The sequence below is a fragment of the Sphingomonas bisphenolicum genome (assembly GCF_024349785.1).
In the GTDB taxonomy this organism is placed as follows: domain Bacteria; phylum Pseudomonadota; class Alphaproteobacteria; order Sphingomonadales; family Sphingomonadaceae; genus Sphingobium; species Sphingobium bisphenolicum.
In genome coordinates this window covers 3,596,795-3,623,439 of the sequence record NZ_AP018817.1, presented here as the reverse complement: position 1 = coordinate 3,623,439, position 26,645 = coordinate 3,596,795, and the positions used below count along the sequence as shown (strand labels likewise).

Here is a 26,645-nt window from a genome sequence, read left to right as displayed (position 1 = left end):
CGCTAAGGGCCGAATGGCGATCGGCCCTTATACTACAATGTAATGTAGACTCATGCGTGGGTTCCCCGGCCTTCGCCGGGGAACAAGCTATAGCTTCCCATCAATGCATCTTGGATTAGGACTCCCATGCCGCGCTGGGGGGTGGGCCCATGAACATGTTGGGGCTTTTGGTGGCGTTTTGGCATGCTTGCGGGGACAAGCCTTCTTGCGTCGGATCGTAGGAACCCTCCAATGTGGCGACCAGATACATCGCCATCCGCTTGGGATATTCGGGGTCGATGAAGCGGCGTAATTGCGCGTTGGCTGCTTTGCGGATGACCGGGAGCGCCGGGATGGCGGCGCGACCGATGTTCGACAGGGCGTCATAGGCCTGAATCCGGATCGGAAGCATATTGTCCTCGTCGGCCAGTCGGGCGAGCAAGGCCACCGCTTCGACCGGCTCTCCCAGTCCGACCAATGCTTCGGCCGCGACGATGCGCACGGGATCGGCGGGGTCGGACGCGACCACCCGCGCCAGCGCGTCTTTGGCGGGACGCGCGTCTTCGCCCAGGATCAGCAGGCCCCGCGCCGCCCATGTCCTGACCGCTACGACCGGGCTGTCGAGCAATGTCGCAAAGCGCTTCAGATTGCGGGGATCGCGCCGCGCCGCCGCCGCCGCGACCAGCATCAGCCTCTTTAACGGATAGATGCTGCGGTCACGGCTTTCGAAATAGCCTTCGCCCTTGGCGCCTTCCGGCAGGAAGCCATTGTCGTTGATGGCCAGCATATGCCGATCGAGCGCGGTGCGCAGGCGCCTGGCGGCAGTCAGGCCGGCAGGGTGATCGATGAGATTATTCACTTCATCCGGGTCGGCCTGCAAGTCGTACAGTTCTTCAAACGCCTTCGGCTGGAAGAAGCGATCCTGCTCGTCCGTCAGCTTGCCGGCGAGGTGCAAGGCGTTCCACTCGCGATAGCTTGCCTGTACGTCCCATTCGAAGCCGACATGCTGGCCCAGCGCGCGATGCGGCATATAGTTGCGAATATAGCGCCAGCGACCGTCGGTGACGGTGCGGACGAGGTCATAGCGCTCGTCCATCCGGTCGCGGAAGCCGAAAGCATAGGATTTCGGCGCGCCGATCCTGTGGCCGGCAAGCGCCGTTCCCGTCATTTGTGCGGGCTGCGCGATACCGGCGATGGACAGCAATGTCGCGGGCAGATCGATCAGGGTGACGGGGGCATCGATCACGCTGCCCGGCCGGGCAGGGGCGAGGTGCTGCCATTTGGGCGGTATATAGACGATGAGGGGGACGCGCAGGCCTTCCTCATAGCAATAGCGCTTGGAGCGCGGCAGGACGCCGCCATTATCGCCATAATAGAAGACGATGGTATCTTCATCCAGGCCGTCATTTTTCAGTTGCGAGAGCCAGTTGCCGATCTCTCCGTCCATATTTTCCATGATGTTGTAATATTCGGCATAATCCCGGCGCGTGGTTTCCGTATCGGGCAGAAATGCCGGTATGCGCACATCCTCGGGCTTTACGCGCCCGGCATCGCGTTGGCAGACATGCTGTTCATGGCTGGTGCCGGTGTTGAAGACGCATAGGAAGGGCTTGTCCTTGGGCGCGTTGCGCCAATGTCCATCGATCCCCTGCACGTCCCAGATGGCCTTTGGATCGACATCGCAATTATAGTCGGTCTTGGGGTTGTTGATGCAATAATAGCCCGCCTGCCGCATGAGTTCGGGATAGGTTTTGAACTGGCTGGGCAGTTTGGCGTCGGCGCGCATATGCTGCGCGGGCGAACAGCTTTCCGGGTTGATGCCGGTCAGGATCGCAAAGCGGGACGGCGCGCAAACCGGCGCGTCGGAATAGCTGTTGCGGTAAAGAATGCCCTTCTTTGCGAGGCTGTCGATATGTGGGGTATGCGCCACCTTGTCGCCATAGGCGCCGATATAGGGGTTATTGTCTTCGCTGACGAGCCAGAGGATGTTGGGCAGGCGCGCGCTGCCCGGCACGGCGGCGAGCGGCGCAGCGGCGGCGCCGATGCCGATGGCGCCCAGCTTGATGGCGTCGCGGCGGCTATGGGTCATCCTCTTATCCTTCATAGTGGGGCGGCATTCGCATTTTGCTTCTGGCGATCACCTCGATCGCCGCACCGGGCAGATGGCGAACGCACCCAGCAGGGCGAAGATCATGCCGGTCAGGTAGATGGCGGCATAATCCTTTCCGCTGGTGCTGCCGATCACCAGGATGATCGGCGCGATGGCAGGCGCGAGCGACTGGGGCAGGCTGTTGGCGATCTGGAACACGCCCATATCCTTGGCGCTGTCTTCCGGCCGGGGCAGGATGGCGGCCAGCAGGGCGAGGTCGACGGCGAAATAGAGACCCTTGCCGATCCCCGCCATCGCCACGCCGACCAGGAATTGCGGCACGGACGGGGCGAGCGCGATCGTCAGGAAACCGGCGCCCTCCAGCGCGGCGGCGAGGAAGACCAGCGGCTTGCGGCGGCCGGTCCAGTCGGTGATGAAGCCCCCGACCAGCGAAATGGCGATGGTCGCGGTGGCGATGATCGCCATCGATTTCACCATGACCTGGGTCGCGTCCGCCTTTGCCAGCGAGAGCTGGTCGGTCAGGAAGAAGAGCTGGTAGGTCAGCAGGAACGACCAGGCCATCATGATGAGGAAGCGGCTACCGAACGCCCAGCTGAAGTCCCAGTCGCGGAACGGCGCGCCGATCGCGCGCAGCATGGCAATGGGTCCGAGGCGGCGATCATCGCTACTTGCGGCCGGGCGATCGGGCAGGATGAGGCAGAGAATGATGATGCTGACGATCGTGATCGCGAAGGGGGCGAGGAACATCAGCAGCGATGACCCCTGCGTATATTGGGTGATCCAACTGCCTGCGAAGCTGCCCATGGTGGAGGTCATGCCCAGCATGCCCGCGACCCGGCCCTGCCAGCGGACGGGGATGATGTCGGGCAGGATCGGCAGGCAGCCCGCCTGCATCGCGTTGAAGCCGGCCTGACAGATGATCCAGCCCAGGCCCAGCAACAGCAGCTTGGGCGCGAGGCCAAGCAGCAGCAGGCCCGCGCCCGCAACCACAAGGCCGCCCAGCAGCCATGGCCGGCGGCGGCCGAGGCGGCTGCGCGTCCGATCCGACAGAGCGCCGCAGATCGGTGTGGCCACCAGCGCGACGAAGCCGCCGATCGCCAGGATGATGCCCAGCCAGCGGCCCTTTTCCGCCTCGCTCGCAATCTCGCCGACGCGCAGCGCCAGCGTCATCACCACCGGCGTCAGCAACGCGACCCAGATGCCGAACTGCGCCAGCACATAGACGGCGACGAAGCCCAGCGACACGGTGGGGCGGGTGGTTTCCGGCGAAGGGGATGCGGTCATCGACGCGAACTTTCAGAAGGGCCATTGGCCCATAATCAGGGGTGGTAGGTCTTGCCTTCGGCGTCCGCCTTCGCCTTGGCCGGGCTGTCGGCGAACAGGTCGTTCATCTTGGTCGGCAGGTTGGGCTGCACATACCAGTCGGCGGGGAAATCGGCGGCATGCGGGCCGTCGATATTGCGGTTGACGAGGCCGGAGCTAGACTTGCGGGTGTAGGGGACGACATGCGCGCCCTTATTGTTGGCCAACTGGTCGAACAGCGCCTTGCGCAAAGTGATCTTGGTATCCAGCCATTTGGGGTCCTCGATCAGATTGTGCATCTCGTCCGGATCGCTCTTGAGGTCGTACAGTTCCTCCAGATCCCAGACGCCATGATATTGGATATATTTCACCCGGTCGCGCTCGATCGCGAAGGTGGTGGGCGTCTGCGGGAAGCTCCATTCCCAATAATATTCATAGACGAAATCGCCGGGGTTCCAGGTCTTTTCGTCAATCTTGCCCTCGGCCACGGGCAGGAAGCTCTTGCCCTCCATCTGCGCAGGTTTCGCCACATGGGCGATGTCGAGGAAGGTGGGTGCGAGGTCGAGATTGCGCACGACGGCGGGGTTGGTCACCCCCTTTGGCACCATGCCGGGCGCCCAGACGATCATCGGCACGCGGACGGAGGGTTCATAGGCGTTGCGCTTGTCGATCAGCCCATGTTCCCCGATCAGGAAGCCGTTGTCGGAATAGAAGACGACCATCGTATTCTTATCGAGATGGTTCTTCTTGAGGTAAGCCAGGATGCGACCCAGGCTCTCATCCACGGGGGACAGGGTGCGATAATAATCGCGGACCTGCTCCGTCATGGGGTTGTTGGTATGATAGGGGAAATCCGCGCCGTGCCAGCTGTTGCGCTGGTTCCGGACCCAGAGCGGCTTGCCTGCATTATTTTCCGGCGTGTCGGCCATGCTGGCGGGCAGGGTGATCTTGAGGTCGCTATATTGCGCCTTGTACCGGTCGGGCGGCAGCGGGTCGCTATGGACCGCCTTGTGGCTCAAATAGAGGAAGAAGGGCTTGGACTTGTCCCGTCCTTTTTCCAGCCAGTTCATCGCATAATCGGTCAGTTCGTCGGTGATATAGCCGGTGCGCTTTACATGGCTGCCATCGACGTTGAGCATCTGCCGCTCACCCGCCGCAATCTTTTCAGGGCTGAGCTGTTCGGTCGGGAAATAGGTGCCTTGGCCCTTGAAGCTGACCCATTTGTCGAAGCCGGGGCGGGGGGCGTCGGTGTCGAAGCCCATATGCCATTTGCCGAAGAAGCCGGTCTGATAGCCCGCCTGTTGCAGATATTGGGGGAAGAAGGTCAGCCCTTCCTCCGAACTGTTATTATTGTCCACCACGCCATGGTTGCGCGCGGTCTGGCCGGTCAGGATGGTCGCGCGGCTGGGCGAGCAGAGCGAGGAGGTGACGACGGCATTGGGGAAATAGACGCCGTCCCTGGCCAGCCGGTCGATATTGGGGGTCTGGAGACCGGGCGTCAGGAAGCCCATCGCGTCATAGCGCAGATCGTCCACCAGCACGAAAATCATGTTCGTGGGCTTTGGCTGCGGCGCGTTCACCGGCTTGGCGAAGGCGCCCGGACCCATCAGGGTGCAGGCGGCGATCGCGGCGGCGCGCAGCGCGCGACGGGCGGTGGTCATGAACGGATTCCCTTCTTGTCCCGGATGATGCAGCGAAAGCCGATATGGCTGGTCGCGCTGTCCACCGCCTGCGGATGGCGGGCGGCGGGCCGATAGCGCTGGCAATAATTGGGCGCGCACAGATGCGATCCGCCCTTCAGCACCTTGCGGGGGACCGGTGCGGTGGGGCTGGCGGGGTCCAGGCTCTCGCGCTTCGTGCCGCCGCGCGGGTTGGCGGGGACGCAGCAGCTGCCCTTGGCCTTGCGCTCGATCCGGGGCTGGGCGAACCAGTCGGTCGTCCATTCCCAGACATTGCCGATCATGTCGTACAGGCCACGGCCGTTGGCGGGATAGGTGCGCACCGGGGAGGTGCGTTCGTAACCGTCCTCCAGCGTGTTGCCATAGGGGAAGGCGCCCTGCCAGTAATTGGCCATCATCTTGCCATCGGGCGCCAGTGCGTCGCCCCAGGCATAGTCCGCACCGTCCAGGCCGCCGCGGGCGGCATATTCCCATTCCGCCTCAGTCGGCAGCGCCTTGCCCGCCCATTTCGCATAGGCTTCCGCATCTTCATAGGCGACATGGACGACGGGGTGATCCTCCAGCCCCTCGATCCGGCTGTCCGGGCCATGGGGATGGCGCCAGTCGGTGCCGAAGCTGAACTGCCACCACTGGCTGTAATCGTCGAGCGACACGGGGCCGCCGGTGCGCTGGAACAGCAAGGAGCCCGCCTGCGCCATGGCCGGGTCCATGCCGGGATAGTCTTTCGGGTCGGGTGCGATCTCGGCCAGCGTGACATGGCCGGTCGCGTCCACGAAGCGCGCGAAGTCGCGATTGGTGACGGGGGTTTCGTCGATCCGGAAGCCGTCCACCTGCACCCGGCGCACGGGCGCTTCCTCCGGGTAGAAACGGTCCGACCCCATCAGGAAGGCGCCGCCGGGCAGGTGGATCATGCCGTCCGTCACTGGGCGGACGCCTTGAGGACGATGCCGGCGCCGCGCGGATAGGCGGGGGCGGGGCCATCATCGGGCAGGTCGGGGCTTTGCGCCTCGACATCGGCCATGGAGCGGGGGAGCGAGAAGGGCATATGCCCCTTCGCCACGGCACGGCCGGTGACCACGTCCAGCACGGCGGCGTCGCTGGCGCCGAAGGTCACCAGCATGGCCTTTGCCATCGGCTCGATCGCGGTCAGGATGGCGGGGCGGTCCATCTCCACCGCGACGATGGTGGGGACATGGGCGGAGGCGCGGGCGATCGCCTGCACATCCTTGTCGTCGGCCCGGAAGTCCAGCCGCCCTTCATGCTGGCGCGCGCCGAAGAAATGATGCGGGTGCAGCGTTTCGAACGGGGTGGCTGTGCGGACCAGCGCGATGTCCGCCTGCGCCGGGTCTTCGACCACGGTGAGGCCGGCGGCGCGGGCGGCGGCCGCGTCGACATTGTGCAGCCAGATGCGCTTGCCCGGTGCGACCGGCAGGGTGGCGCCGTCATTGCGCAGCAGAACCTGGCTGGTGCGCTGGACGGCGTCCGCCTGGGCCTGGGCCTGCGGGTTGCCGACGATCCGCGCGGCGGCGGCTTCATCGACATAGGGATTGTCGAACAGGCCCTGTTCGAACTTCAGGCGCAGCACGCGGCGGACGGAGTCGTCGATGCGCTTTTCGCTGACCAGCCCCTTGGCGACCGCGTCCAGGATCGGGGCGGGATCGTTGGCGCCGCCGAACTGGTCGATGCCGGCATTCAGCCCCTTGGCGAAGCGCGTTGTCTTGTCGGCTGTTTCCATGCCCCAGGGGGTGCCGATCGCCGCGGGCGTCTGCGGATTGGCGGCGTCGGGCGCCATACAGGCCTGCGGGCAATCATTGGTGATCGACCAGTCCGACACGATCAGGCCGCGATAGCCCTTCTCCCCGCGCAGCAGGCCGGTCAGCATCTGCTTGTTGAAGCCGGCGGCGACCGGTTCGATCGGCTGGCCCGCAATCCTGGGGCCATGGACGATGACATAGGTGGGCATGACGCCCGCGCTATGGGCGGCCAGACTGTCGTCGAAGGCGCGGATATGCCGGGCGAAGGACGCGTCGGTCAGCGGCGCGTTGCGGCCGTAATAGTTATGGCCATCAAAGCCCTCCGGCTCTGCGCCATAGCCGACCCAGTGCTTGACCACGGTGGCGACGCCGTCGGGCTGCACGCCAGCGCGGCCATGCTGGAAGCCATCGACATAGGCGCCTGCGAGGCGCGACACTTCGGCCGGGTCGGACCCGAAGGTGGCGGCGAAGCGTGGCCAGCGCGGTTCGGTGGCGAGGTCGGCTTGTGGGGAGAGCGCCATATGGATGCCGACGGCGCGATATTCCCGCCGGGCGATGTCGCCGAAGCGGCGCACCGTTTCGGTGTCGCCCAGCGCGGCGAAGCCCAGCGTGTCGGGCCAGAGCGAGAAGCCGCCGCCGGTGGTGCTGGCGCCCAGTGTCGCCTGAAAATGGTGGCGCGGATCGGTGCTGATCGTGGCGGGGATGCCAAGGCGGCTGGCTTCCGCCAGTTTCTGCACGGCGTTATTCTGCGCGGCGAGGTCGGACGGCGCGACCACGAGGCGGGAGATGAAGCTGCTGATATGGCGATCATTCAGCAACTTGGCGGTTGCGTCGGCATCATAGGTCTTGCCGGCGAAGCCGATGGCCGAACCCGGCGTGGGCAGCGTGCCGTGCAACAGCATGCCGGCCTTTTCCGCCAGCGTCATCTGCTTCAGCAGATCATCGACCCGTGTGTCGATGGGCGCGCGAATATCCTCATAGCGGTCGAGCCGGCCATTATGGTTGAGGTCGCGCCATCCCGAAGAAGACGGCGCGCCTGCGCCGCCCAGCGCCACCACCAGCAGCGATGCCGCCATGAACCTGCGCATCACCATGACAATTGTTCCCTCCCGCAAAAGGCGTCGACCGGGCTGTTGCCGGTGAAGGGCGCGTCACCCGTCAGCCGTTCCACCAGCGCCGCCTGAACATGGGGCAGCGAGGCATAGGCGTTGATATAGGTCGCGAAATTCGGTGCGTCATACAGATAATAGGGCTGGCCGAAGGAGACGAGCAGGGTCGGGATTTCGCGGTTGAACTGGATCATCCCGTTGCGCGGGCTGGCGTGCAGCTTGGCGAAGTCGAGGAAAATATGGCTGAGCGAGGGCGTCGCTTCCTGCCCGATCAGATAGAGGATGAGGTCGGTATCGTCCGGGGTGGGCATCGCTTCGGGATAGAAATCGCGGACGATAAAGCCCCGGCTTTCCAGACTCGCGATCAGTGGCGTGAAGTCGCGTTCGGGCGCGCCGGAGAAGAAGCTGGACCCTTCGTCCGAGATGATGACCACGCGCTTGTGCCGGTCCGACGCGATCGGGAGCAGCCTATCGCGATCCTTGACCAGCGTGATGCTCGCGGCGCAGGCGTGCGCGGCCTGATCCAGATGGGCGGGCTGGCGCAGCAGGGTGCGGGTTTCTTCGACCGGCGCGATCCGCTCGTCCGGGGTCATGCGGTGGAGCCCCAGCTTCGCCTTCAGCATCAGGAAGCGGGTGACGGCGTCATGCAGACGCTGTTCCGACAGACGGCCGTCGCGCAGGCCCTGCAGCATGAAGCCCATATCGGCGACCGGATCGCGGCTGAACAGGAAGACGTCGCAGCCGCCTTCGATCACGGCGGGCACCGCCTCGGCGCGGGCCATCCAGCTGGTCAGGCCGCCCATGACGGTGGCGTCGGACACGATCAGGCCGTCAAAGCCCAGCTCGCCGCGCAGCAGATCCTGGTTCAGCAGGCGGGACACGGAGGCGGGTTCAAACGCCTGCGCGCCGCCATGCGACATCTTTTCGCGGATATAGGCGGGCAGGGCGATATGCGCCGACATGATCGTCATCACGCCATCATCGACCAAGGTGCCGAAGATGCGGCCGAAGGTCGCGCGCCATTCGTCCATGTCCATGTCGTTGACACTGGTGACGAGATGCTGGTCGCGATCGTCCAGCCCGTCGCCCGGCCAATGCTTCGCGCATGCCGCCACGCCCTGCGCCTGTAGCGCGCGGACATAGGCGCGGGCCTGGGCCAGGATGCGGTCGGGGTCGGAGCCGTAGGAGCGGGTGCCGACCACCGCGTTGCGAAAGGCGCGGTTGATGTCGACCACCGGGGTGAAGGACCAGTTATAGCCCAGCGCCCGGCTTTCCTGCCCGACGATGCGGGCAAGATCGGCGCTCAGTTCCAGATCGTCGCAGGCGGCGATGCCCATCTGGTTGGGGATGGCGGTGGTGAAGGGCGCGCTGACCGTGCCGCCCTCGATATCGCCGGACAGGATCAGGGGCACTTCGGACCGCTCGACCGCGTGGCGTGTCGCGGCCCAGGCGGCGTCCAGATCATGGGTCGGGAAACGGTGGATGCCGCCCGGCGCATGGCCGAGCAGGCCGTCGGTTTCGACGATGCTGTCATGGCGCGCGGACAGGACGAACAGTTGCGCGATCTGCGCCTCGACGCTCATGGCGTCGCGGGTATTTTCCACCCAGGCCATGTCCTCCGGGGAGAGGGCGAGAGGACCGGCACTGGATGAAAGGGGGGAAGACAAAGTAGGGATGACAGGGCTCATTTCGGATCGGTGAAGGCATCGTCGTAGCGGGCGCGCTTGGCAAAGATTTCGGGTGGCTCGGCGAGCGCCGGCGTGCTGTACTTGCGCGCTTCCCGCCACCAGAGCGCCTTCATCTCCTTCAGCTTGGCGGGGTTGCTGGCGGCAAGGTCGGTGCTTTCGGAAAAGTCCTTCGACAGGTCGAACAATTCCCATCGGTCCTTGGCGAAGTCGGTGCCATATTGATGCATGGCCACCGCGCGCCAGTGGCCCGCCGTGATCGCGCGTTGCCCACGCAGTTCGAAATATTGGACCGGCCGGGTGGCGGCTTGCGGATTGTTGAAAGTGGCGCGGATGGAGCGCCCGGCGACGGGTATCTGCGCCACGCCATCCACGGTCCGGGCAAAGCCCGTGCCGGCGGCGTCCAGCAAGGTGGGCGCAAGGTCGATCGGGTCGACCATCTGGCTGCGCACGGCGCCCTTGTCCCGGATGACCGCCGGCCAAGAGACGATCAGCGGCGTGCGGACGCCGCCAGCATAGGGCCACACCTTGTAGCGCCGAAACGGCGTGCCACCGGCCCAGGCCCAGGGGCGGGGATATTCGGGTTGCAGCTTGTCGGTGCCGATATCGTCGATGCGCGCGCGCTGCTCGGCGAAGCTCAGCTTGTTGGGGCGGTACATCTTTTCGAAGCTGCCTTCCTGCTCCGCTTCGGACGCAGCGCCATTGTCGGAGATCAGCAGGATGATGCTGTTGTCATATTGGCCGCTATCCTTGAGCCGCTGGACGACCCGGCCGATCTGGGCGTCGGCATGTTCCAGGAAACCGGCATAGGTTGCCATGTAACGGGCGAAGACGGCCTGCTCGTCGGCGCTGAGTTGATTCCAGGCGCGGTCGCCGGCGGCGCGGACGGTGTTGACGGCATGGGCGGGAATGATGCCCGACTTCTGCATCCGTTCGAACCGTTCGGCACGCAGCGCGTCCCAGCCCTTGGCATATGTCTCGCGATAGCGGTCGATATAGGCGCGGGGGGCCTGCAACGGCGCATGTCCCGCACCCATGGCGAAATAGAGGAAGAAGGGCTTGCCCGCCGCATCATCGATATCGGCGATGGCATGGTCCGCCATGTCGGCGGAGAAATGATAGCCCGGCTTGTTGGGCTTGGGCAGGGTGTGGTTCCCGTCGATCAGGTCGGGATGATATTGGTCAGTCCAGCCAAGATAGAAGCCATAGAAGCGGTCGAAGCCGCGCTGGAGCGGCCAGGACGCATTATTGCCCGCTTTGCCGTCCTCATATTCCGGGCCGAGATGCCATTTGCCAACGCCATAGGTGCGATATCCTGCGGCTTTCAGCGCCTGCGGCAGCATCTGGGCATTGGTAGCCACTTCGCCGCGGTCGCGGCTCATATCATCGGTGCGTTTATCCGTCGGCAGGTCCGCCATCCGCACCGTCTGGGGATTGCGGCCGGTCAGCAGCGCCGCGCGGGTCGGCGTGCAGACCGCTTTGCTATCGAACCGGTTGTAGCGCAGTCCGCTGGCGGCCAGCGCATCGATATTGGGGGTGCGGATTTCGGAGCCAAAGGCACCGAGGTCGGAAAAGCCGACATCGTCGAGGACAATCAGGACGATATTGGGCTTGGCAGCGGCGATCGGCTCGACCTGCTTTGACGCAGCGCTCGCCCCTGACAGGCCGATCGCCGCCGTCAGCATGGTTGCCGCCATCAGGATGCGCTTGCCCATTCGTCCTGCTCCGTACCGAGAGAAGAGGAGGCGCGGCGGCAGGAAACCGCCGCGCCCGACCGATCAGAACTTCACGCCGAGCGTGGCGCCGAAATAGCGGTCCGCATCTTTGTTGAAGGTGCCGACCAGATCATAATTGCCGCCCAGGAAGGAGGTATGACCGATGCTGGTCAGATAGTTTTCGTCGAACAGATTCTTGACGAACAGGGTCAGGCTGTAGCGACCGTCAATCTGCTTCACGCCGATGCTGGCGTCGACCAGCGCATAGGCCGGCTGCTCCAGCAGCGGGTCCTGTTCGACCGAGAAGTTCATCTTGCTCTGGAAGTTGACGCCCACCTGCGCGAAGCCTGCATAGTCGGTGCCCGGAATCTGCGCTTCATAACGCGGGGCGATGCTGATCTTCCACCTGGGGCTGACCGGCAGGGTGGCGCCGCGCAGATTCTGGATCGGGGTGACGCCGGCCGCCGTGCGATAACAGATGTTGGTCGGCGAACCCGACATGATCGGTGCGGTGGCGGCGATCTGCTGCGGGCAGTTCAGGCCATCAATGTCGATCTTCGCGTCCGAATAAGTGACCGCGCCGGTCAGGCTGAAATGATCGTCGGGACGCACAGTCGCCTCGATTTCAAAGCCCTTGGTGCGCGAGTTGCCGGCGTTGGTGGACACGAACTGGACCACGCCCGACGCGATGTCGGAGCGGTTCGCCTGCACCTGCAAATTGCTGTAGTCGGCCAGGAACAGAGCGGTGCTGACGCTCAGCACGCCATCGGCGGTGCGGCCCTTGAAGCCGATTTCATAAGCGTTGACATGTTCCGGCTCCAGCACGCGCTGGTCGGCGAGGTTGGCGGAGATTTCCATCTCATAACCCAGCCCCTTATAGCCGCGGGTATAGCTGCCATAGAGTTGCGCGTTGCGGCTGAATTCATATTGCAGGCCCGCCTTGCCGGTGACGGCGGTGTCGCTGGCGCTGATCGACCCGCTGGTGGAGGCATTGCCGGGGAAGATCACGTCGCCCGCCACGATCGGGGCGGTGCGGGTGCCGCTGTTGGTGCCCCTTTCATGCTGTACGCGCAGGCCAGCGATCGCCTTCAGGCCACCGGTGATGCGATAATCGACCTGACCGAAGGCGGCGATGCTGTCCTGTTTCAGGCGGATGTCGCTCTTGGCCGACTGCCACACGATGTTGGCTGGGGCGCAGGGTTGCCCAAAGGTGCCGGCGGTGCAGCGGGCGCGACGGCGATCGAACGGCCGCTCGATATCCGAATGCATGTAGAAGACGCCGGCGACATAATTCAGGTCGCTATTGCCGTTATTGGCGATGCGCAGTTCCTGGCTGAACGCCGACAGGTCGACAATGCCATGGTTCCGGCTGAAATAGGAATAGGTGGCGTTGGCGCCGACGAACAGCGGTACGTCGCTGTTGATGCGCTCGATCGGCTGGTTCGTATCCAGATAATATTTCTGGTAGGCAGTGACCGACGTGATGGTGGCGTTGCCCAGATCCCAGTCCGCCTGGAGCGAATAGGTCTGCTGCTTGCTGTCGGCGTATGAGACGGTTTCGTCGTTGATCGTCCGGTTTTCCCGAGTCGCCTTGACCGGTCCGAGCAGCGCCTGAAGGTTCGGATTGGTAATCGCGATCCAGTTCGAGGCGCAGCAGTCCGCATTGGTCTTGCGATATTCGGCCGCGAACAACAGGTTCAGATTGTCGGTCGCATCCCATTCCAGCTTGCCGCGCACGCCCCAACTCTTCGAACCATTGTTCCAGCCGCCGGTGGCGATGTTGCGGGCGACGCCGCGCACATCATTGTAGAAGCCGGTGACGCGGGCGCGCAGCGTGTCGCTGATCGGGCCGGACACGGTGCCACGGACGCGATATTCGTCATGTTCGGCGATGGTCACCTCGCCCTTGCCCTCGAAATCGCGCGAGGGGCGAGCGGTCGTGACGTTGATCACGCCAGCAGTCGCGTTCTTGCCGAACAGCGTGCCCTGCGGGCCGCGCAGCACTTCGACCCGCTCGATATCGGCGAGGTCAGTGAAGCCCTGGGCCTGGCGCACGGCGACGACGCCGTCGACCACGGTGGATACGGACGATTCGACGCCCTGCCCGAACAGGGCGGTGCCGATGCCGCGAATGCGGAAGCTGCTGTTGGTCGGATTGGCACCCTGCTGGAAGGTCAAGGAGGGGACGGCCTGCACCAGCGAGCTGCTGTCGTTGATCTGGCGGTTGGCCAGCGCGTCGGCGCCCACGGCGGTTACGGCCAGCGGCACGTCCTGCAGGCGCTCGGCGCGCTTCTGCGCCGTCACGACGATGTCGGTGCCGTCCTGCGGCGCCTGCGGCGCGGCGTCCTGCGCCATTGCGGCAGAGGCGGTCAGGGCAACGCCCAGGCTGAATGCGGACACCGCGGCGCGGCGCATCGTCATGGTCTTGGAAAAGCGCATATATCCTCCCCTTGTCCGGCGCCTGTATCGACGCGCGGTCGTGCAAAATGAAACCCACCAGCGGTTGGCCGCTCGGTTGTAGCGCTAAATCTTCTCCTATGGCGGCGAAGTCAATATCGAAATTTTAGCGCTACATTTTTTGGCGATCATGCGGATTTTGTGTCACAGGGTATCGATCGGGCATTTGCAACCGCCCGAAATATAGCGTTAAACATGGGCGTGGCGCACCAGTGCCCATCCGTTTGCAAGGAGTTTCCGCATGGCTCGTTCGGGTCGCCGCGCCAGCCAGGCCATTACCATTCAGACCGTGGCGGAGCGGGCCGGCGTGTCGGCAATGACCGTGTCCAACGTGCTCAACAACAGTCCGCGGGTGCGCGACAGCACGCGCGAGGTGGTGATGGCGGCGGTGCGGGAACTCAACTATATTCCCAATATGGCGGCGCGCTCGCTCGCCAGCGCCAGTGCGACCCGGATCGGGCTACTCTATCGCAATATCGAAAATGCCTTTCTCAGTTCCATTCTGGTCGGCGCGCTGGACGCGACCAGTCGGCTGGGCGCGCAACTGTTGCTGCGCCCGCTGGAAAGCGGCGATCCCAAGGAGATCGCACAGCAGATGCAGGGGCTGGTGGAAAATGGCGCCCATGCGATCCTGATCGTCCCGCCCTATTGCGAGGTCGCCAATCGCCACGGCCTGACGCGCGACTTTCCGGTGCCGGTGGTGGCGATGTCGCCCGGCGGCGACCTGCCCGGCGATCATTGCGTGCGGATCGACGATTTCGGCGCGGCACGGGACATGACCGCCTATCTGATCGGCCTGGGGCATCGGGCCATCGGCTTCATCCGCGGCGGCGCCGGCCACCTGATCCACCGCACCCGGTGCGAGGGCTATCAGGCGGCGCTGCGCGATGCGGGGCTGCCCATCCGTCCCGACCTGATCGTCAGCGGCGACATGAGCTTCGAATCGGGACTGGTGGCGGGCGCGATGCTGCTGGATATGCCTGACCGGCCGACCGCCATCTTCGCCAGCAATGACGACATGGCGGCTGCGATCGTCTCGCTGGCGCACCGCCGCGGGCTGGACGTGCCGCGCGACCTGTCGGTGGCGGGATTCGACGATACCCCGATCGCAGTGAAGATCTGGCCATCGCTCACCACCGTCAAGCATCCGGGCAAGCAGATTTCAGCGCAGGCCGCCACCCTGGCCGTTGCGCTGGCGCGGGGCGGGGACGCCGCCGTGCGCGTCAACGATTATCTGGCGCATGAGCTGGTGGTGCGGGAATCCGTGGCGCCCGTCACAACCATTTGAGTTTCTTGAAACGGTTGTAGAGCAAGGCGCACACCACGCCGATCACGCCCAGAACCACGAAATAGCCGTAACGCGTCTTGAGTTCGGGCATATGTTCGAAATTCATGCCGTAAATGCCGGCGATTGCGGTCGGCACCGCCAGGATCGCGGCCCAGGCGGCCAGTTGCCGGGTGATGTCGCCGGTACGCTGCTGTTCCAGCAGATTGCTCGATTCGAAGACGCTGTTCAGAATCTCGCGCAGGTCGTCGACCATGGTCTGTACCCGGCGGACATGGTCGCGCACGTCGCTGAAATAGGGGCGGGCGTCCGGATCGATGCTGGGCAGGTCCATCTTCACGAATTTGGTCGCGACCTCCTGCATCGGCAGCAGGATGCGCTGGAAGCGGATGAGCTGGCGGCGGAGGCTGAAGATGCGGGTGATGTCTTCCCGGCGCAGGAAATGGTCGATCATCTGCTGCTCCATTTCCAGCACCTCCTCCTCAATCCCCTCTATGATCGGCAGATAGCCATCGACGATGAAGTCGAGGATGGCGTGCAGCACATAGTCCACCCCCTGAGCCAGGCGGGAGGGCACCGCCTCCAGTTCCTCGCGCAGCGCCACATGGGCGCGGGCCGATCCGTGGCGGACGGAGATGATATGGCTGGGGCCGACGAACAGCGCGGTTTCGCCATAGCAGATGGCGTCGCCCTCGACATGGGCGGTGCGCGCGACGACGAACAGTTGATCGCCATAAATATCCACCTTGGGCAACTGGTTCGCCTTGATCGCATCCTCCACCGCCAGCGGATGCAGGCCATGCGTGCGGGCCAGCGTCTCCATCTCTTCCACGGTAGGTTCCGCCACGCCGATCCAGATGAATTCCGACTTGTCGGGCGCGCACTCGACCCGCTCGTCGATCGCCACCGGGCGGACCCGCTGGCCGTTGCGATAGAGATAGGCGGCGACGACGGTCATGGCGCTATGTTTCCCTTTGGTTTCCGTTCGCTAGCAGACAATGCAGCCTTCGTCGCGCCTTTCGCCGCATCCCTGCTTCAGTCCATATGATTTTTGCTGAAGGGGGTGGCGATTGACTTCGCCATGACATAGTTCAGGCCGAAAGGGGCGCATAGAAGAGCGTGCGGCATAGGCTTGGAGGGGGCAGGCCGCACGAAAATTTGGAGCTGTGCCTTGCAAATCACGACTATCGATTTCGAGGCGTCCTGCCTGCCACGCCACGGACGGTCCTTCCCGATCGAAGTGGGCATAGCGGATGGCGATGCCTCGCGCAGCTGGCTGATTCGTCCGCACGACAGTTGGGCGGGCTGGGATTGGACCCCCGAAGCGGAAGCGCTGCATGGCCTGAGCCGCGACCGGATCGAGCGGGAGGGATTGCCCGTAACGGTCGTGCTCGCCGAACTGGTCGCCGCGACGCAGGGCCGACGGGTGGTCGCCGACAGCCTGATCGATCAATATTGGCTCGATACGCTGGCTGCCGCAGCGGGCGCGCCGACGCCCTTCACGATCCAGCATGTCGTCACCCTGTTTGACGAGCAGGGCGCCGACGAGGCGCGGGTGGGCGCCGCCGTGGCCTTTGCCGACGGGCAGGGGGCGACGCGGCATCGCGCGGCCGGCGATGCGCTGTGGCTGTCCGCGCTGATCGCGCATGTTCGCGGCGTGACGATTGCGCCGCGTGCGCCGGTGCTGATGGCTGCGCAGTAAGGCGCCGATAATTGCGCCAGCAATGATTTGTTACGTCCGGCAAATTACGGAGACACTCGCCAGCCCTAATCTTTCTCCCGTCCGCGGCTGCACGGCCAAGATGTTGCAGATCGCCAAGTCGCAAAGGAGAAACCCATGTTCCTTATTCTCGCATCGAGCGTGGCGGCCCTGTCCGCCGCCAGCCCCATCCACAGCGCCGAGATCAGCCACGGCGCCCAGGCCTATACCGCCAGCTATCATGCCCAGCCGGCGATCAGCCTGCGAGAAGTCGAACCGCGCTTCGCCAATCGCGGCGCCGTGCCCGTCTGCCGCTGGCAGGCCGACGTCACCGTCAATCGCGCCGTCGCCGCGCAGGGCCGCGCCGTCCCCGCCTTCGGCAAGGCGATCCATCGCTTCACCCCGCTGTCGGGCAGCTATGCCGGCACCTGCACCGCCGCGCGCAGCCAGATCGATGCGCAGGTCGCCCGCTACGCCCAGGCCCGCACGGCGGAAGCCGTCGCGGTCGCGCAGCAGGATCGCGCCGTGCTGGTCGGCGAACTGGACGGCGTGCGCGCGCTGACCGTGCCGGGCGCCGTTCAGGGGGGATGAGTCCACCGCTGATACTGATCGCCGAAACGCACCAGGATTTGCGGCACAAGGTCCGCGAATATCTGGAGCAGAGCGGGTTCCGCGCTCTGCCGGCGGCGTCGGCGACCGATATTTTCAGCGCCCTCACCAGCACGCCGGTTGGCGCCGTCGTGCTGGACGCGGCGCTGCGCGGGCCGGATGGGCTCGACCTGTGCCGCGACGTGCGCGAACGCAGCGACGTGCCCATCATCCTGGTCGGATCGAACAGTTCGGAGGTCGACCGGGTGGTCGGGCTGGAACTGGGCGCGGACGACTATATGGCCAAGCCCTATTCGGCGCGCGAACTCGCCGCCCGGTTGCGCGCGGTGCTGCGGCGTGGCCGGGGCGAGCGCGCGCTGGGCTTGCGCCGCCAGACGGAAGCCATTTTCGATGGCTGGGTCGTCGACTTCGCCCGGCGCGAAGTCACCGATCCCCAGGGCGGTCTGGTCGAACTGACCGCGGCCGAATTCGCGTTGCTGTCGGTGTTCCTCGACCATAGCCAGACGGTGATTGCGCGCGCGCGCCTGATGGAACTGGCGGGAGTGCGCGATGCGCCGTCGTCGGATCGCAGCATCGACGTGCTGGTCAGCCGGTTGCGCCGCAAGCTGGGCGCGGGCGGACGGCCTGCGCCGATCGTGACGGTTCGTGGCGTGGGCTATATGTTCAGCGCCGTGGTCGACCGGCGCTGACGCGCCGGTTCCTGCGCCGAGCCGCGGATTTTCGCGGTTCGGCGCGGCAATCGTACGGCCGGCTGCGCAGACATAGTTTTTAACAAACCCGCTGCGCCGCAGCAAAACCGCATCCTTATCCTCCTCCTCAAGCCGGTCCGTCCCCTGACCGGCACCATAGTGAGAAGAGGATAGACTCCATGAACGAGCTACTCGGCCGCGTATTCAGTTTCGAAACCAAGGTTTTCCCGAACGAAAGCGCGCTCTATAACCAGCTGGCCAGCCATGGCCAAAGCCCCAAGGCGCTGATGATTTCCTGCGCCGATTCGCGCATCGTCCCCGAACAGATCATGCAGGCTGCGCCCGGCGACCTGTTCGTCTGCCGCAACGCCGGCAATATCGTCCCCCCCCATGCCAGCCAGTTGGGTGGCGTCACCGCAACGGTCGAATATGCGATCATGGTGCTGGGCGTGCGCGACGTCATCGTCTGCGGCCATAGCGATTGCGGCGCGATGAAGGCGCTGGCCACCGATGCCAATCTGGAATCGATGCCCAACGTCGCCGCCTGGCTGCGCCATTCGCATGCCGCGCAGAAAGTGTGCCGCGAAAATTATCCCACCGACCTGAGCGACGCGGACAAGCTGCGCAACATGGCGCTGGAAAATGTCGTCGTGCAGCTCGCGCACCTGCGCACCCATCCGTCGGTCGCCTCTGGCATCGCTCGCGGCGAGATCGCGCTGCATGGCTGGTATGTCGATATTCATGCCGGCCAGGTGCTGGGGCTGGATGGTGAAACCGGGCGCTTCTCGCCACTGCGCGAGGGGCAGCCGCTCCCCGTCGCCCTTCCCCACGCCCGTCGCCTCGCCGGCGATGGCCAATACGCCCAAGCGGCGGAGTAAATCATGTTGAAGGCTCTTTCCGGCGGCAATCTCAGCCGCGATTTTACGGCGTCGATCGTCGTCTTCCTGGTGGCGATGCCGCTTTGCATGGGCATCGCCATCGCATCCGGCGTGCCGCCGGAAAAGGGTCTGATCACCGGCATCATCGGCGGCCTGGTCGTCGGCCTGCTGGCGGGTTCGCCCTTGCAGGTCAGCGGACCGGCTGCCGGTCTGGCCGTCATCGTCTTCGAAATCGTCCGCGAACAGGGGCTGTCCGCCCTTGGTCCCATCCTCATTCTGGCGGGCGCGATCCAGATCGTTGCCGGCCTGCTGCGGGTCGGCGGCTGGTTCCGGGCCATATCGCCTGCGGTCGTGCATGGTATGCTCGCCGGGATCGGGGTGCTGATCGTGGTCGGTCAGTTCCATGTGCTGTTCGACGACAAGCCATTGTCCAGCGGCCTGCATAATTTGATCGCCATGCCGGGTCAGATTCTGGGCCTCACGACGGGCGACACCGTCACGGCGTTCGCCGTCGGCCTCATCACCATCTTCAGTATGCTGGGCTGGGAAAAGTTCCGGCCGGCTTCGATGAAGCTGGTGCCCGGCGCGCTGGTCGGCGTGGTTGCGGCGACGCTGGTCGCCTTCATCCTGGGCCTGCCGGTGGCGCGCGTGACCGTGCCGGAATCGATCGTCGCGGCGATCAGTCTGCCGGAACAGGGGCTGCTGGCGCAATTGATGAACCCCACGGTGATCACCACCGCCATCGCCATCGCCTTCATCGCCAGCGCCGAAACCCTGCTGTCGGCCGCCGCGGTCGACCGGATGCATGACGGCGTGCGCACCAACTACAACCGCGAACTCAGTGCCCAGGGCGTCGGCAACCTGCTGTGCGGCTTTGCCGGCGCGCTGCCGATGACCGGCGTCATCGTCCGCAGTTCGGCCAATGTGCAGGCCGGCGCCAAGACCCGCCTGTCGGCCATCCTGCACGGCATCTGGATACTGGGCTTCGTCGCGCTGCTGCCCTGGCTGCTGCGCGAAATCCCCATGGCCGCGCTGGCCGGCATCCTGGTCATCACCGGTGTTCGCCTGGTGAGCGTCGCGCATGTGAAGCATCTGTTCCACCTCTACGGTCCGCTGCCCGCGATCGTCTGGGCGGCGACGCTGATCTGCGTGGTGGCGACCGACCTGCTGACCGGCGTGCTGGTGGGCATCGGCCTGTCGCTGCTCGAACTGCTGCCCCACGCGACGCGGCTGCGGCTGAACATGGAAGAGGAAAGCCGCGGCGAAGCGCATGAAGTGGCGCTGCGCGGCACGGCCACCTTCCTCAGCCTGCCCAAGCTGTCGGCCAAGCTCGAATCGCTGCCGACCGCCGGTCTGGTCATCCTCAACGTCGAACGCCTCGGCCATATCGATCATACCTGCGCGGAAATGCTGCGCGAATGGGTCGATCGCCGCCGGGGCGGAGGGGCGCCGGTCGAACTGTTCGGCGCCACCGGACGTATGCGTCAACTCGTCGCCTGACCCCCCTCAACACAGGGCGACGTTTTGAGCCGCCGTGCCTCCCCCTAGGGCACGGCGGCATTTCTTTGTCTCGTTGCGGTATGGAAACATGTTGGCAACATATATTGCCATTTTAGCAAAGAACCGTGCCCCGCATATCACAGCATGGTCGATCCTTTCGCAGGTGCGAGAAAAGCGGTTTGCCTGGTCGTCGCCAACGCATAGTCCAAGATCATCCGCCGGTATCGAAGACGATCAACAACAGATCTTTGGGCCAGAGCGGATGCAGGACGGAACATTCCAACGTTAAGGGGAATGTTCATGAAGTATCAAATCGCTTGTGCCGCCCTCGCGCTCCTGTCCAGCGTGCCGGCTTTCGCGCAGGAAGAACCCGCCAGCCCCGTCACCGTCACCGGCAGCGTCGGATTGATCTCCGATTATCGCTTCCGCGGCGTGTCGCAGAGCGACAAGGCCATGGCTGTCCAGGGCGGCATCACCGCTACCCATGAAAGCGGCGCCTATGTCGGCACCTGGGCATCGAACCTGGCAGGCTGGGGCACCTTCGGTGGCGCCGGCATCGAACTGGACCTGTTCGCCGGCTATGCCATCCCGCTCAACGAGACGACGACGCTGGACGTCGGCCTGACTTGGTACATGTATCCGTCGGGTGCGGACGAAACCGATTTCGCCGAACCCTATGTCAAGCTGTCGAGCCAGCTCGGCCCGGTCAAGGGACTGCTCGGCGTCGCCTATGCGCCCAAGCAGCAGGCGCTGGGCAAATGGTATAACGACGCCGCCAGCTATGCGACCGGCATCCCCGACCGCCCCGGCAAGAAGAACGACAATTTCTACATCTGGAGCGACGTCAGCGGCGCGGTTCCCAACACCCCGGTGACGCTGAAGGCGCATCTGGGCTGGTCGAAGGGCAATAGCGGCCTTGGCCCGAACGGCACGTCGGTCGCGCCGACCGGCAAATATCTCGACTGGCTGGTGGGTGCGGACGTCGCCATTCCCGGTACGCCGCTGACGCTGGGCATCGCCTATGTCGACACCGACATCGCCCGGGTCGAGGAAAATTATCTGCGCCCGAACCTGTCGGTCGCCGACGCCGACAATGCCGGCAAGTCGATCGTCCGCAGCCAGGTCCTGTTCTCGATCTCGGCCGCCTTCTGATCCATATCGCCGGGCCTGGTTCGCCAGGCCCGGTACCGGTCCCTGGCTCCGGGCGGGGCCGGGACTTTTCCCTGCCGTGACAAATTGTTGCTGCAGTTGCGTTTCGGCCCTTCCCGCCGCCCGCGCGGTTGACCGCCGATCCGGCGACCCCTATTTCCCGACCATGACATTTTGTGCGCTGACGCCTTCATGACCGCCCCTTCGATCATCCTCGTCGAAGACGATCCGCCGCTGCGCACCCTGACCGCGCGCGCGCTCCAGGAACATGGCTATCAGGTACGCCCCGCATCGTCCGGCCCGGAAATGTGGGTGGCGTTCGATGGCGGCCCGGTCGATCTGGTCGTGCTCGACGTCATGCTGCCCGGCACCAACGGCATAGATCTGTGCCGCCAGATCCGGCGCAAGAGCGACGTTCCCATCATCTTCATCAGCGCCAAGGGCAGCGAAACCGATCGCATCGTCGGGCTGGAACTGGGCGCCGACGATTATCTCCCCAAGCCCTTCGGCACGCGCGAACTGATCGCCCGCATCCGCGCCATCCTGCGCCGCGTCGGCGTGGAGCGCGGCCCGGACGAGCATCGCGAGAGCGAAGCCCATTTCGATGGCTGGAGCGTGAACTTCCCCCGGCGCGAGCTGCGTTCTCCCACCGGCGCGATCGTCGAGCTGACCGGGGCGGAATTCGACCTGCTCGGCTCCTTCCTCAGCCATCCGCAGCGCGTCATCGCGCGCGAGCGGCTGATCGAACTGTCGCGCACCCGCATGGGTGACAGCAGCGATCGCAGCATCGACGTCCTCGTCAGCCGCCTGCGTCGTAAATTGTCCACAGCCGACAAGGGCGCGCCGATCACCACTGTCCGCGGCGTGGGCTATATGTTCAACGCAGAGGTCAGCCGCGCTTGAGACGCCATGTCAGGGGATCGCTGGGGCTGCTCGGCCGCCTTTTCGCGATCCTGCTGTTGACGGTCATGCTGGAATTTGCGGTTGGCACGCTCATCTACGAGCGCACCAGCCAGATGTCGCTACAGGATGACGAAGCGAGGCGGCTCGCCGAACATCTGGTCATCGCGCGCAAGCTGCTGACCGAGCAGCCGCCTGCGGAACGCCCCGCGCTCGGCCTGCAACTGACCACCGATCGCTACGACGTCCATTGGTCGCCCGCCGCGCCGCCGCCGCCGCCCTTGTCGCCCGAACTGGAACGGATGCGCCAGCAGATCATTGCCTGGGAACCCAGCCTGGAGCGGTCGCGCCTCTGGCTGCGGCTCGCCTCGCCCAGCCGCCATTCGGAAATCAATGGCGGGCTGCAACTGCCCGACGGTAGCTGGCTCTATTTCGGCATGCATCATGGCGGCAGCAAATGGGCCTTTACCCTCGGTCGGCTGGGACTGGCGCTGATCCCGGTGCTGGCGTTGCTGATCGCCGGCTGGCTGCTGATCCGCAGGACGCTCGCCCCGCTGCGCGACCTGACCCATGCGACCCACCGTATCGGTCTGGGCGCCGCGGTGATGGTGCCTGAAGCCGGGACCAGCGACGTGCGCAACCTGATCGCGGCGTTCAACATGATGCAGTCGCGTCTCCACCGTCTCATCAACGAACGAACCGAGACGCTGGCGGCGGTCGGGCACGACCTGCGCACCCCGCTCGCCCGACTGCAGTTGCGGCTGGAGGGGGTGAAGGACGGTGACATCCAGCAGGCGATGGCCGGCGACCTGGAGGAAATGGGGGCGATGCTGGAATCGCTGCTTGCATTCCTGGGTGGCGAGAAAGACCCTGAGCCGCCCGTGCGCACCGATGTCGCGGTCACCATCGCCACCATCGTCGATGCCTTTCAGGACCATGGCGACGATGTGGCCTATGAAGGACCGGATCATCTGGAAATGGCGGTGCGCGCCCTGTCGCTGCGCAGGGCGGTGCGCAATCTGATCGAGAATGCGCTCCACTATGGCGAACGCGCCCGCGTTTCGCTGGAGCGGGTCGGGACCGAGATATTGATCCGAGTCGATGATGACGGTCCCGGCATCCCGCGCGAACGACTGGAGGAGGTGCTGCGGCCCTTCGCCCGGCTCGACGATGCGCGCCAGCGCAATACCCGCGGCCTCGGCCTGGGCCTCGCCATCGTCGAAAAGGCGGTACGGGCCGAAGGTGGACAACTGACGCTTGCCAACCGGCCCGAAGGCGGCCTGCGCGCCGAAATCTGCCTGCACCTGCCCAGGTCATTGGTGCGCAGCTAAAAGAGAATCTGTCCGACCCCAAGCAAAACTCGTTTATCGCTGCGCCCGCGACCACGCTATGCCCGCGGCAACAGGCGCATGAGGCGGATATGATGGCAGACGGACAGGACGATGATCGGATCGTCGAAGGCTATTGGGACATTGCGGCGCTGACGGCGGAACTGGGCGCCGCGCGCAGCCGGTGGCGGCAGGCGCAGCAGCATCATGCCGAATATGGCGCCGAAGGCTTCCCGTCGCGCGATAATCTCACCAGGATCATGCAGTCGCTATGCGGCGCGCTGTTCCCCCTGCGCCTCGGCCCGAGCTTCGTGCGTCTGCATAATGAGGACGCCTATGTCGCCGAAACGCTGCAGACGGTGCTCAGCCGCCTCTACGGCCAGATCCGGCTCGAACTCATCTACGCGCTGAAGGACGAGCCGGCGGAAGCGGTCGATCGCGAAGCGGCGCGCATCATCGCGGCCTTCGCCCAGAGCCTCCCGACGCTGCGCGTGCTGCTCGACACCGATGTCGATGCCGCCTTCCTGGGCGATCCCGCCGCGCGCAGCGTGGACGAGGTGCTGATCTGCTATCCGTCCATGCTGGCGATCATCCATCATCGGCTGGCGCATCGCCTGCATCGACTGGGCGCGCCGCTGGTGGCGCGCATCATGTCGGAAATCGCCCATGGCAAGACCGGGATCGACATCCATCCCGGCGCGACCATCGGCCAGTCCTTCTTCATCGATCACGGCACCGGCGTCGTGATCGGCGAAACCGCGATCGTGGGCGATCGGGTGCGCCTCTATCAGGGCGTGACGCTGGGTGCGCGCAGCTTTCCGGCGGACGGGAAGGGCGCGCTGGAAAAGGCGTTGCCGCGCCATCCGATCATCGAGGATGATGTGGTCGTCTATGCCGGGGCGACGATCCTGGGCCGGATCATCGTCGGCAGCCGTTCCGTCATCGGCGGCAATGTCTGGCTGACCGACAGCGTGCCGGCCGACAGCCATGTGCGCCAGGCCAAGGCGCACTATGAGGTGACCAGCCGGGTCGAAGTCTCCGCCCCGCACCGCGTCCACGCCATGCTGGAAAGCACGGACGGGGTGGGCGAGAATATCTAGCCAACATTCGTTTGCTTATTGCCCCGCGCAGCTATCCCCGTCTCCCGCAATCAGATCCAGGCAACGTCCGTCAATCTCGCTCTTCGCCACCGGCAGATGGATCAGCGCGGCGAGGCTGGGGAGGATATCCACCGTCTCCACCCCCAGCGGCTGTTCGAAATGCTGCATCCCCTTGCGCCAGAACAGGATCGGCACGCGGCGGTCCGTATCCCAGGGCGAACCATGGGTCGCGACCGCGCCCATGGTCGCCTGCTCCGGGATCGACATGACGCGGGGTTTCAGCAGCAGCAGCAGGTCGCCCGACCGCTCCGCATAGAAGCTGGCGCGCGCTTCCTGGATCAGGCTCCAGCTTTCCGGCGGGCCGGACGGGGAAGGGGTGGCGGCGATCTGTGCCTTGGTGAAGACGGTCTGGACCTGGGGATGGGCGCGCAGCAGCTTGAGCGCTTCGGCCTCGACGCGCGCGCGCTGGGCGGCGGTCAGCCCCTTGTCGAAATAGAGGTCGCCTGACGGGCCGTCGCCCCAGAGCACCTTCTTGCCGGGCAGGCCCGCCTTGTCGGCAATGGCGGCGTTCAGCGCCTTGGGCGTCAGCGCCATGTCGACGCGCTGTTCCATCGGCATGGCGTTGAGGCGGTGACGCTCTGGCAGGTCGTGGCCGCCATGATCGGCGGTCAGCACCACGACATAGTCGATGCCGTCCTTGTCCAGCCGATCGAAGAAGGCGCCCAGTTCATGGTCGAGCCGGTCGACCTGGATGCAGCTTTCGGTGCCTTCGGTGCCGTAAGTGTGGCCGACATAGTCGGTCGCCGACAGGCCGATCGAGATGATGTCGGTCTGCGCCTGCTTGCCCAGCGCCATAGTCTCGATCGCCGCCGCGGCGAAGGCCAGCGTCATCGCATCCTGCTCCGGCGAAATGCGGAAGCTCTTATAATCGCCCGCCGCGCGCGCGAAGCGGCCGGTGCCGACGGTCCTGTCGCCCGCCTGCACCGGGAAATCCTTCGACACGCACTGGGGCGGCAGTTCGAAGCCCGGATTGGGCTGGGCCAGCCGCTGCGCCATCGCCGCGTTGACCTTGGCCACCAGCGGCGGGGTGGCGATCCCCTTATAGCTGACATAGCCCTGCGGCCCGCCCAGCCACCACACCTGGTCGGCGGTCGCGCCGCCCATCATGATCGCCGCGCGATCCTTCCCCGCGACCGACACGACGCGGGTGGCGGGGTTGGCGATCTTCATCCGGCCCCCCAGCGTCGGCACCTTCAGATGCAGGGGGGAGGCTTCATATTTGTCGCTGCTGCTGCCGGGCTGCGTCTCGTCCTCGGCGCAATAGACATTCTTGTCCTCGCGCTGGGTGCTGAGGTCGAACCAGTTGTTGGCGATGATGCCGGTGCGCGACGGGCGGCTGCCGGTCAGGATGGTGGAGTGGCCGGGGCAGGTTTCGGTCGCGGCATGGCTTTGATAGCCGCGCGGGAACACCGCGCCCTCGCTCGTCAGGCGCTTGAGGCCGCCGCTATAATATTGGCGATATTCGCTGAACAGGTCGGCGGAGAATTGGTCCACGCTGATCGCGACGATCAGCTTTGGAGGGATCGTAGGCATGGTTGCTGCGGCGGCCGGAGCAGGGCTTTGCGCCACGACCGGCGCGACGGGGGCCAGGGCGGTGGCGAGCAACAGGGCGGCAGCGACTCGTTTCAACATATTCTCTGACCTTCTCATGCCTTGAC

20 protein-coding genes are annotated in these 26,645 nt (G+C 65.1%); 10 read left to right on the top strand and 10 right to left on the bottom strand.

The features are described 5' to 3' along the window. Positions 1-115 precede the first annotated feature (115 nt). From SBA_RS17980 to SBA_RS17945, 8 genes are all read right to left on the bottom strand, one after another. Positions 116-2,068: a sulfatase-like hydrolase/transferase gene (locus SBA_RS17980; protein WP_261935389.1), complete on the bottom strand. Its 1,953-nt coding sequence runs from the start codon at positions 2,066-2,068 to the stop codon at positions 116-118. Positions 2,069-2,116: 48 nt separating this feature from the next. Continuing rightward, positions 2,117-3,373 (bottom strand): MFS transporter, encoded by a 1,257-nt coding sequence (locus SBA_RS17975; protein WP_261935388.1) that lies wholly within the window; start codon positions 3,371-3,373, stop codon positions 2,117-2,119. Positions 3,374-3,408: 35 nt separating this feature from the next. Next, entirely contained in the window at positions 3,409-5,052 is a 1,644-nt protein-coding gene (locus SBA_RS17970; RefSeq protein WP_261935387.1) for a sulfatase family protein, read from the bottom strand. After that, positions 5,049-5,981 (bottom strand): formylglycine-generating enzyme family protein, encoded by a 933-nt coding sequence (locus SBA_RS17965; RefSeq protein WP_261936787.1) that lies wholly within the window; start codon positions 5,979-5,981, stop codon positions 5,049-5,051. The genes SBA_RS17970 and SBA_RS17965 overlap by 4 nt, the downstream gene beginning before the upstream one ends. A gap of 8 nt (positions 5,982-5,989) precedes the next feature. Then, positions 5,990-7,918: a glycoside hydrolase family 3 protein gene (locus tag SBA_RS17960; protein ID WP_261935386.1), complete on the bottom strand. Its 1,929-nt coding sequence runs from the start codon at positions 7,916-7,918 to the stop codon at positions 5,990-5,992. Beyond that, positions 7,912-9,546, bottom strand: a complete 1,635-nt coding sequence (locus SBA_RS17955) for a glycoside hydrolase family 3 protein (RefSeq protein ID WP_261935385.1) — start codon at positions 9,544-9,546, stop codon at positions 7,912-7,914. Before SBA_RS17955 ends, SBA_RS17960 begins: the two co-directional genes overlap by 7 nt. Positions 9,547-9,617: 71 nt before the next feature. Continuing rightward, the gene (locus SBA_RS17950; RefSeq protein WP_261935384.1) at positions 9,618-11,333 is read right to left on the bottom strand and encodes an arylsulfatase; all 1,716 of its coding nucleotides are present in this window, start codon (positions 11,331-11,333) and stop codon (positions 9,618-9,620) included. Positions 11,334-11,396: 63 nt separating this feature from the next. Then, positions 11,397-13,772, bottom strand: a complete 2,376-nt coding sequence (locus SBA_RS17945) for a TonB-dependent receptor (protein ID WP_261935383.1) — start codon at positions 13,770-13,772, stop codon at positions 11,397-11,399. Positions 13,773-14,031: 259 nt separating this feature from the next. On the opposite strand from SBA_RS17945, the gene SBA_RS17940 reads away from it, so the two are divergent. Continuing rightward, positions 14,032-15,078: a LacI family DNA-binding transcriptional regulator gene (locus SBA_RS17940; protein ID WP_261935382.1), complete on the top strand. Its 1,047-nt coding sequence runs from the start codon at positions 14,032-14,034 to the stop codon at positions 15,076-15,078. Here SBA_RS17940 and SBA_RS17935 read toward each other — a convergent pair. Then, positions 15,065-16,033, bottom strand: a complete 969-nt coding sequence (locus tag SBA_RS17935) for a magnesium and cobalt transport protein CorA (protein ID WP_224548327.1) — start codon at positions 16,031-16,033, stop codon at positions 15,065-15,067. The two genes, SBA_RS17940 and SBA_RS17935, sit on opposite strands and share 14 nt — an antisense overlap. A gap of 213 nt (positions 16,034-16,246) precedes the next feature. On the opposite strand from SBA_RS17935, the gene SBA_RS17930 reads away from it, so the two are divergent. The 9 genes from SBA_RS17930 (at position 16,247) to epsC (ending at position 24,927) form a co-directional block, all read left to right on the top strand. Next, on the top strand, positions 16,247-16,777 hold the full coding sequence (locus SBA_RS17930; protein ID WP_261935381.1) for a hypothetical protein: 531 nt from the start codon (positions 16,247-16,249) through the stop codon (positions 16,775-16,777). A 135-nt stretch (positions 16,778-16,912) separates the two neighbouring features. Next, positions 16,913-17,365 carry a hypothetical protein gene (locus SBA_RS17925; protein WP_261935380.1) on the top strand — a complete coding sequence of 151 codons (453 nt, stop codon included), beginning with the start codon at positions 16,913-16,915 and terminating at the stop codon, positions 17,363-17,365. Next, positions 17,362-18,072, top strand: a complete 711-nt coding sequence (locus SBA_RS17920; protein WP_224548331.1) for a response regulator — start codon at positions 17,362-17,364, stop codon at positions 18,070-18,072. The genes SBA_RS17925 and SBA_RS17920 overlap by 4 nt, the downstream gene beginning before the upstream one ends. A 179-nt stretch (positions 18,073-18,251) precedes the next feature. After that, positions 18,252-18,950, top strand: coding sequence for a carbonic anhydrase (locus SBA_RS17915; RefSeq protein WP_224548332.1), 699 nt, complete (start codon positions 18,252-18,254; stop codon positions 18,948-18,950). Between the two features lie 3 nt (positions 18,951-18,953). Further along, a complete protein-coding gene (locus tag SBA_RS17910) occupies positions 18,954-20,450 on the top strand; it encodes a SulP family inorganic anion transporter (protein WP_224548333.1) in 1,497 nt (498 codons plus the stop codon). A 294-nt stretch (positions 20,451-20,744) separates the two neighbouring features. After that, entirely contained in the window at positions 20,745-21,602 is an 858-nt protein-coding gene (locus SBA_RS17905) for a TorF family putative porin (RefSeq protein WP_224548334.1), read from the top strand. Positions 21,603-21,791: 189 nt separating this feature from the next. Beyond that, positions 21,792-22,502, top strand: coding sequence for a response regulator (locus SBA_RS17900; RefSeq protein ID WP_261935379.1), 711 nt, complete (start codon positions 21,792-21,794; stop codon positions 22,500-22,502). Then, complete coding sequence (locus tag SBA_RS17895; protein WP_261935378.1) at positions 22,499-23,830, top strand: ATP-binding protein; 1,332 nt, start codon at positions 22,499-22,501, stop codon at positions 23,828-23,830. Before SBA_RS17900 ends, SBA_RS17895 begins: the two co-directional genes overlap by 4 nt. Before the next feature lie 92 nt (positions 23,831-23,922). Continuing rightward, complete coding sequence (gene epsC, locus SBA_RS17890; RefSeq protein ID WP_390902461.1) at positions 23,923-24,927, top strand: serine O-acetyltransferase EpsC; 1,005 nt, start codon at positions 23,923-23,925, stop codon at positions 24,925-24,927. Positions 24,928-24,942: 15 nt separating this feature from the next. On the opposite strand, the gene SBA_RS17885 is transcribed toward epsC, so the two are convergent. Next, on the bottom strand, positions 24,943-26,619 hold the full coding sequence (locus tag SBA_RS17885; protein WP_261935377.1) for an alkaline phosphatase family protein: 1,677 nt from the start codon (positions 26,617-26,619) through the stop codon (positions 24,943-24,945). Between the last annotated feature and the right edge of the window lie 26 nt (positions 26,620-26,645).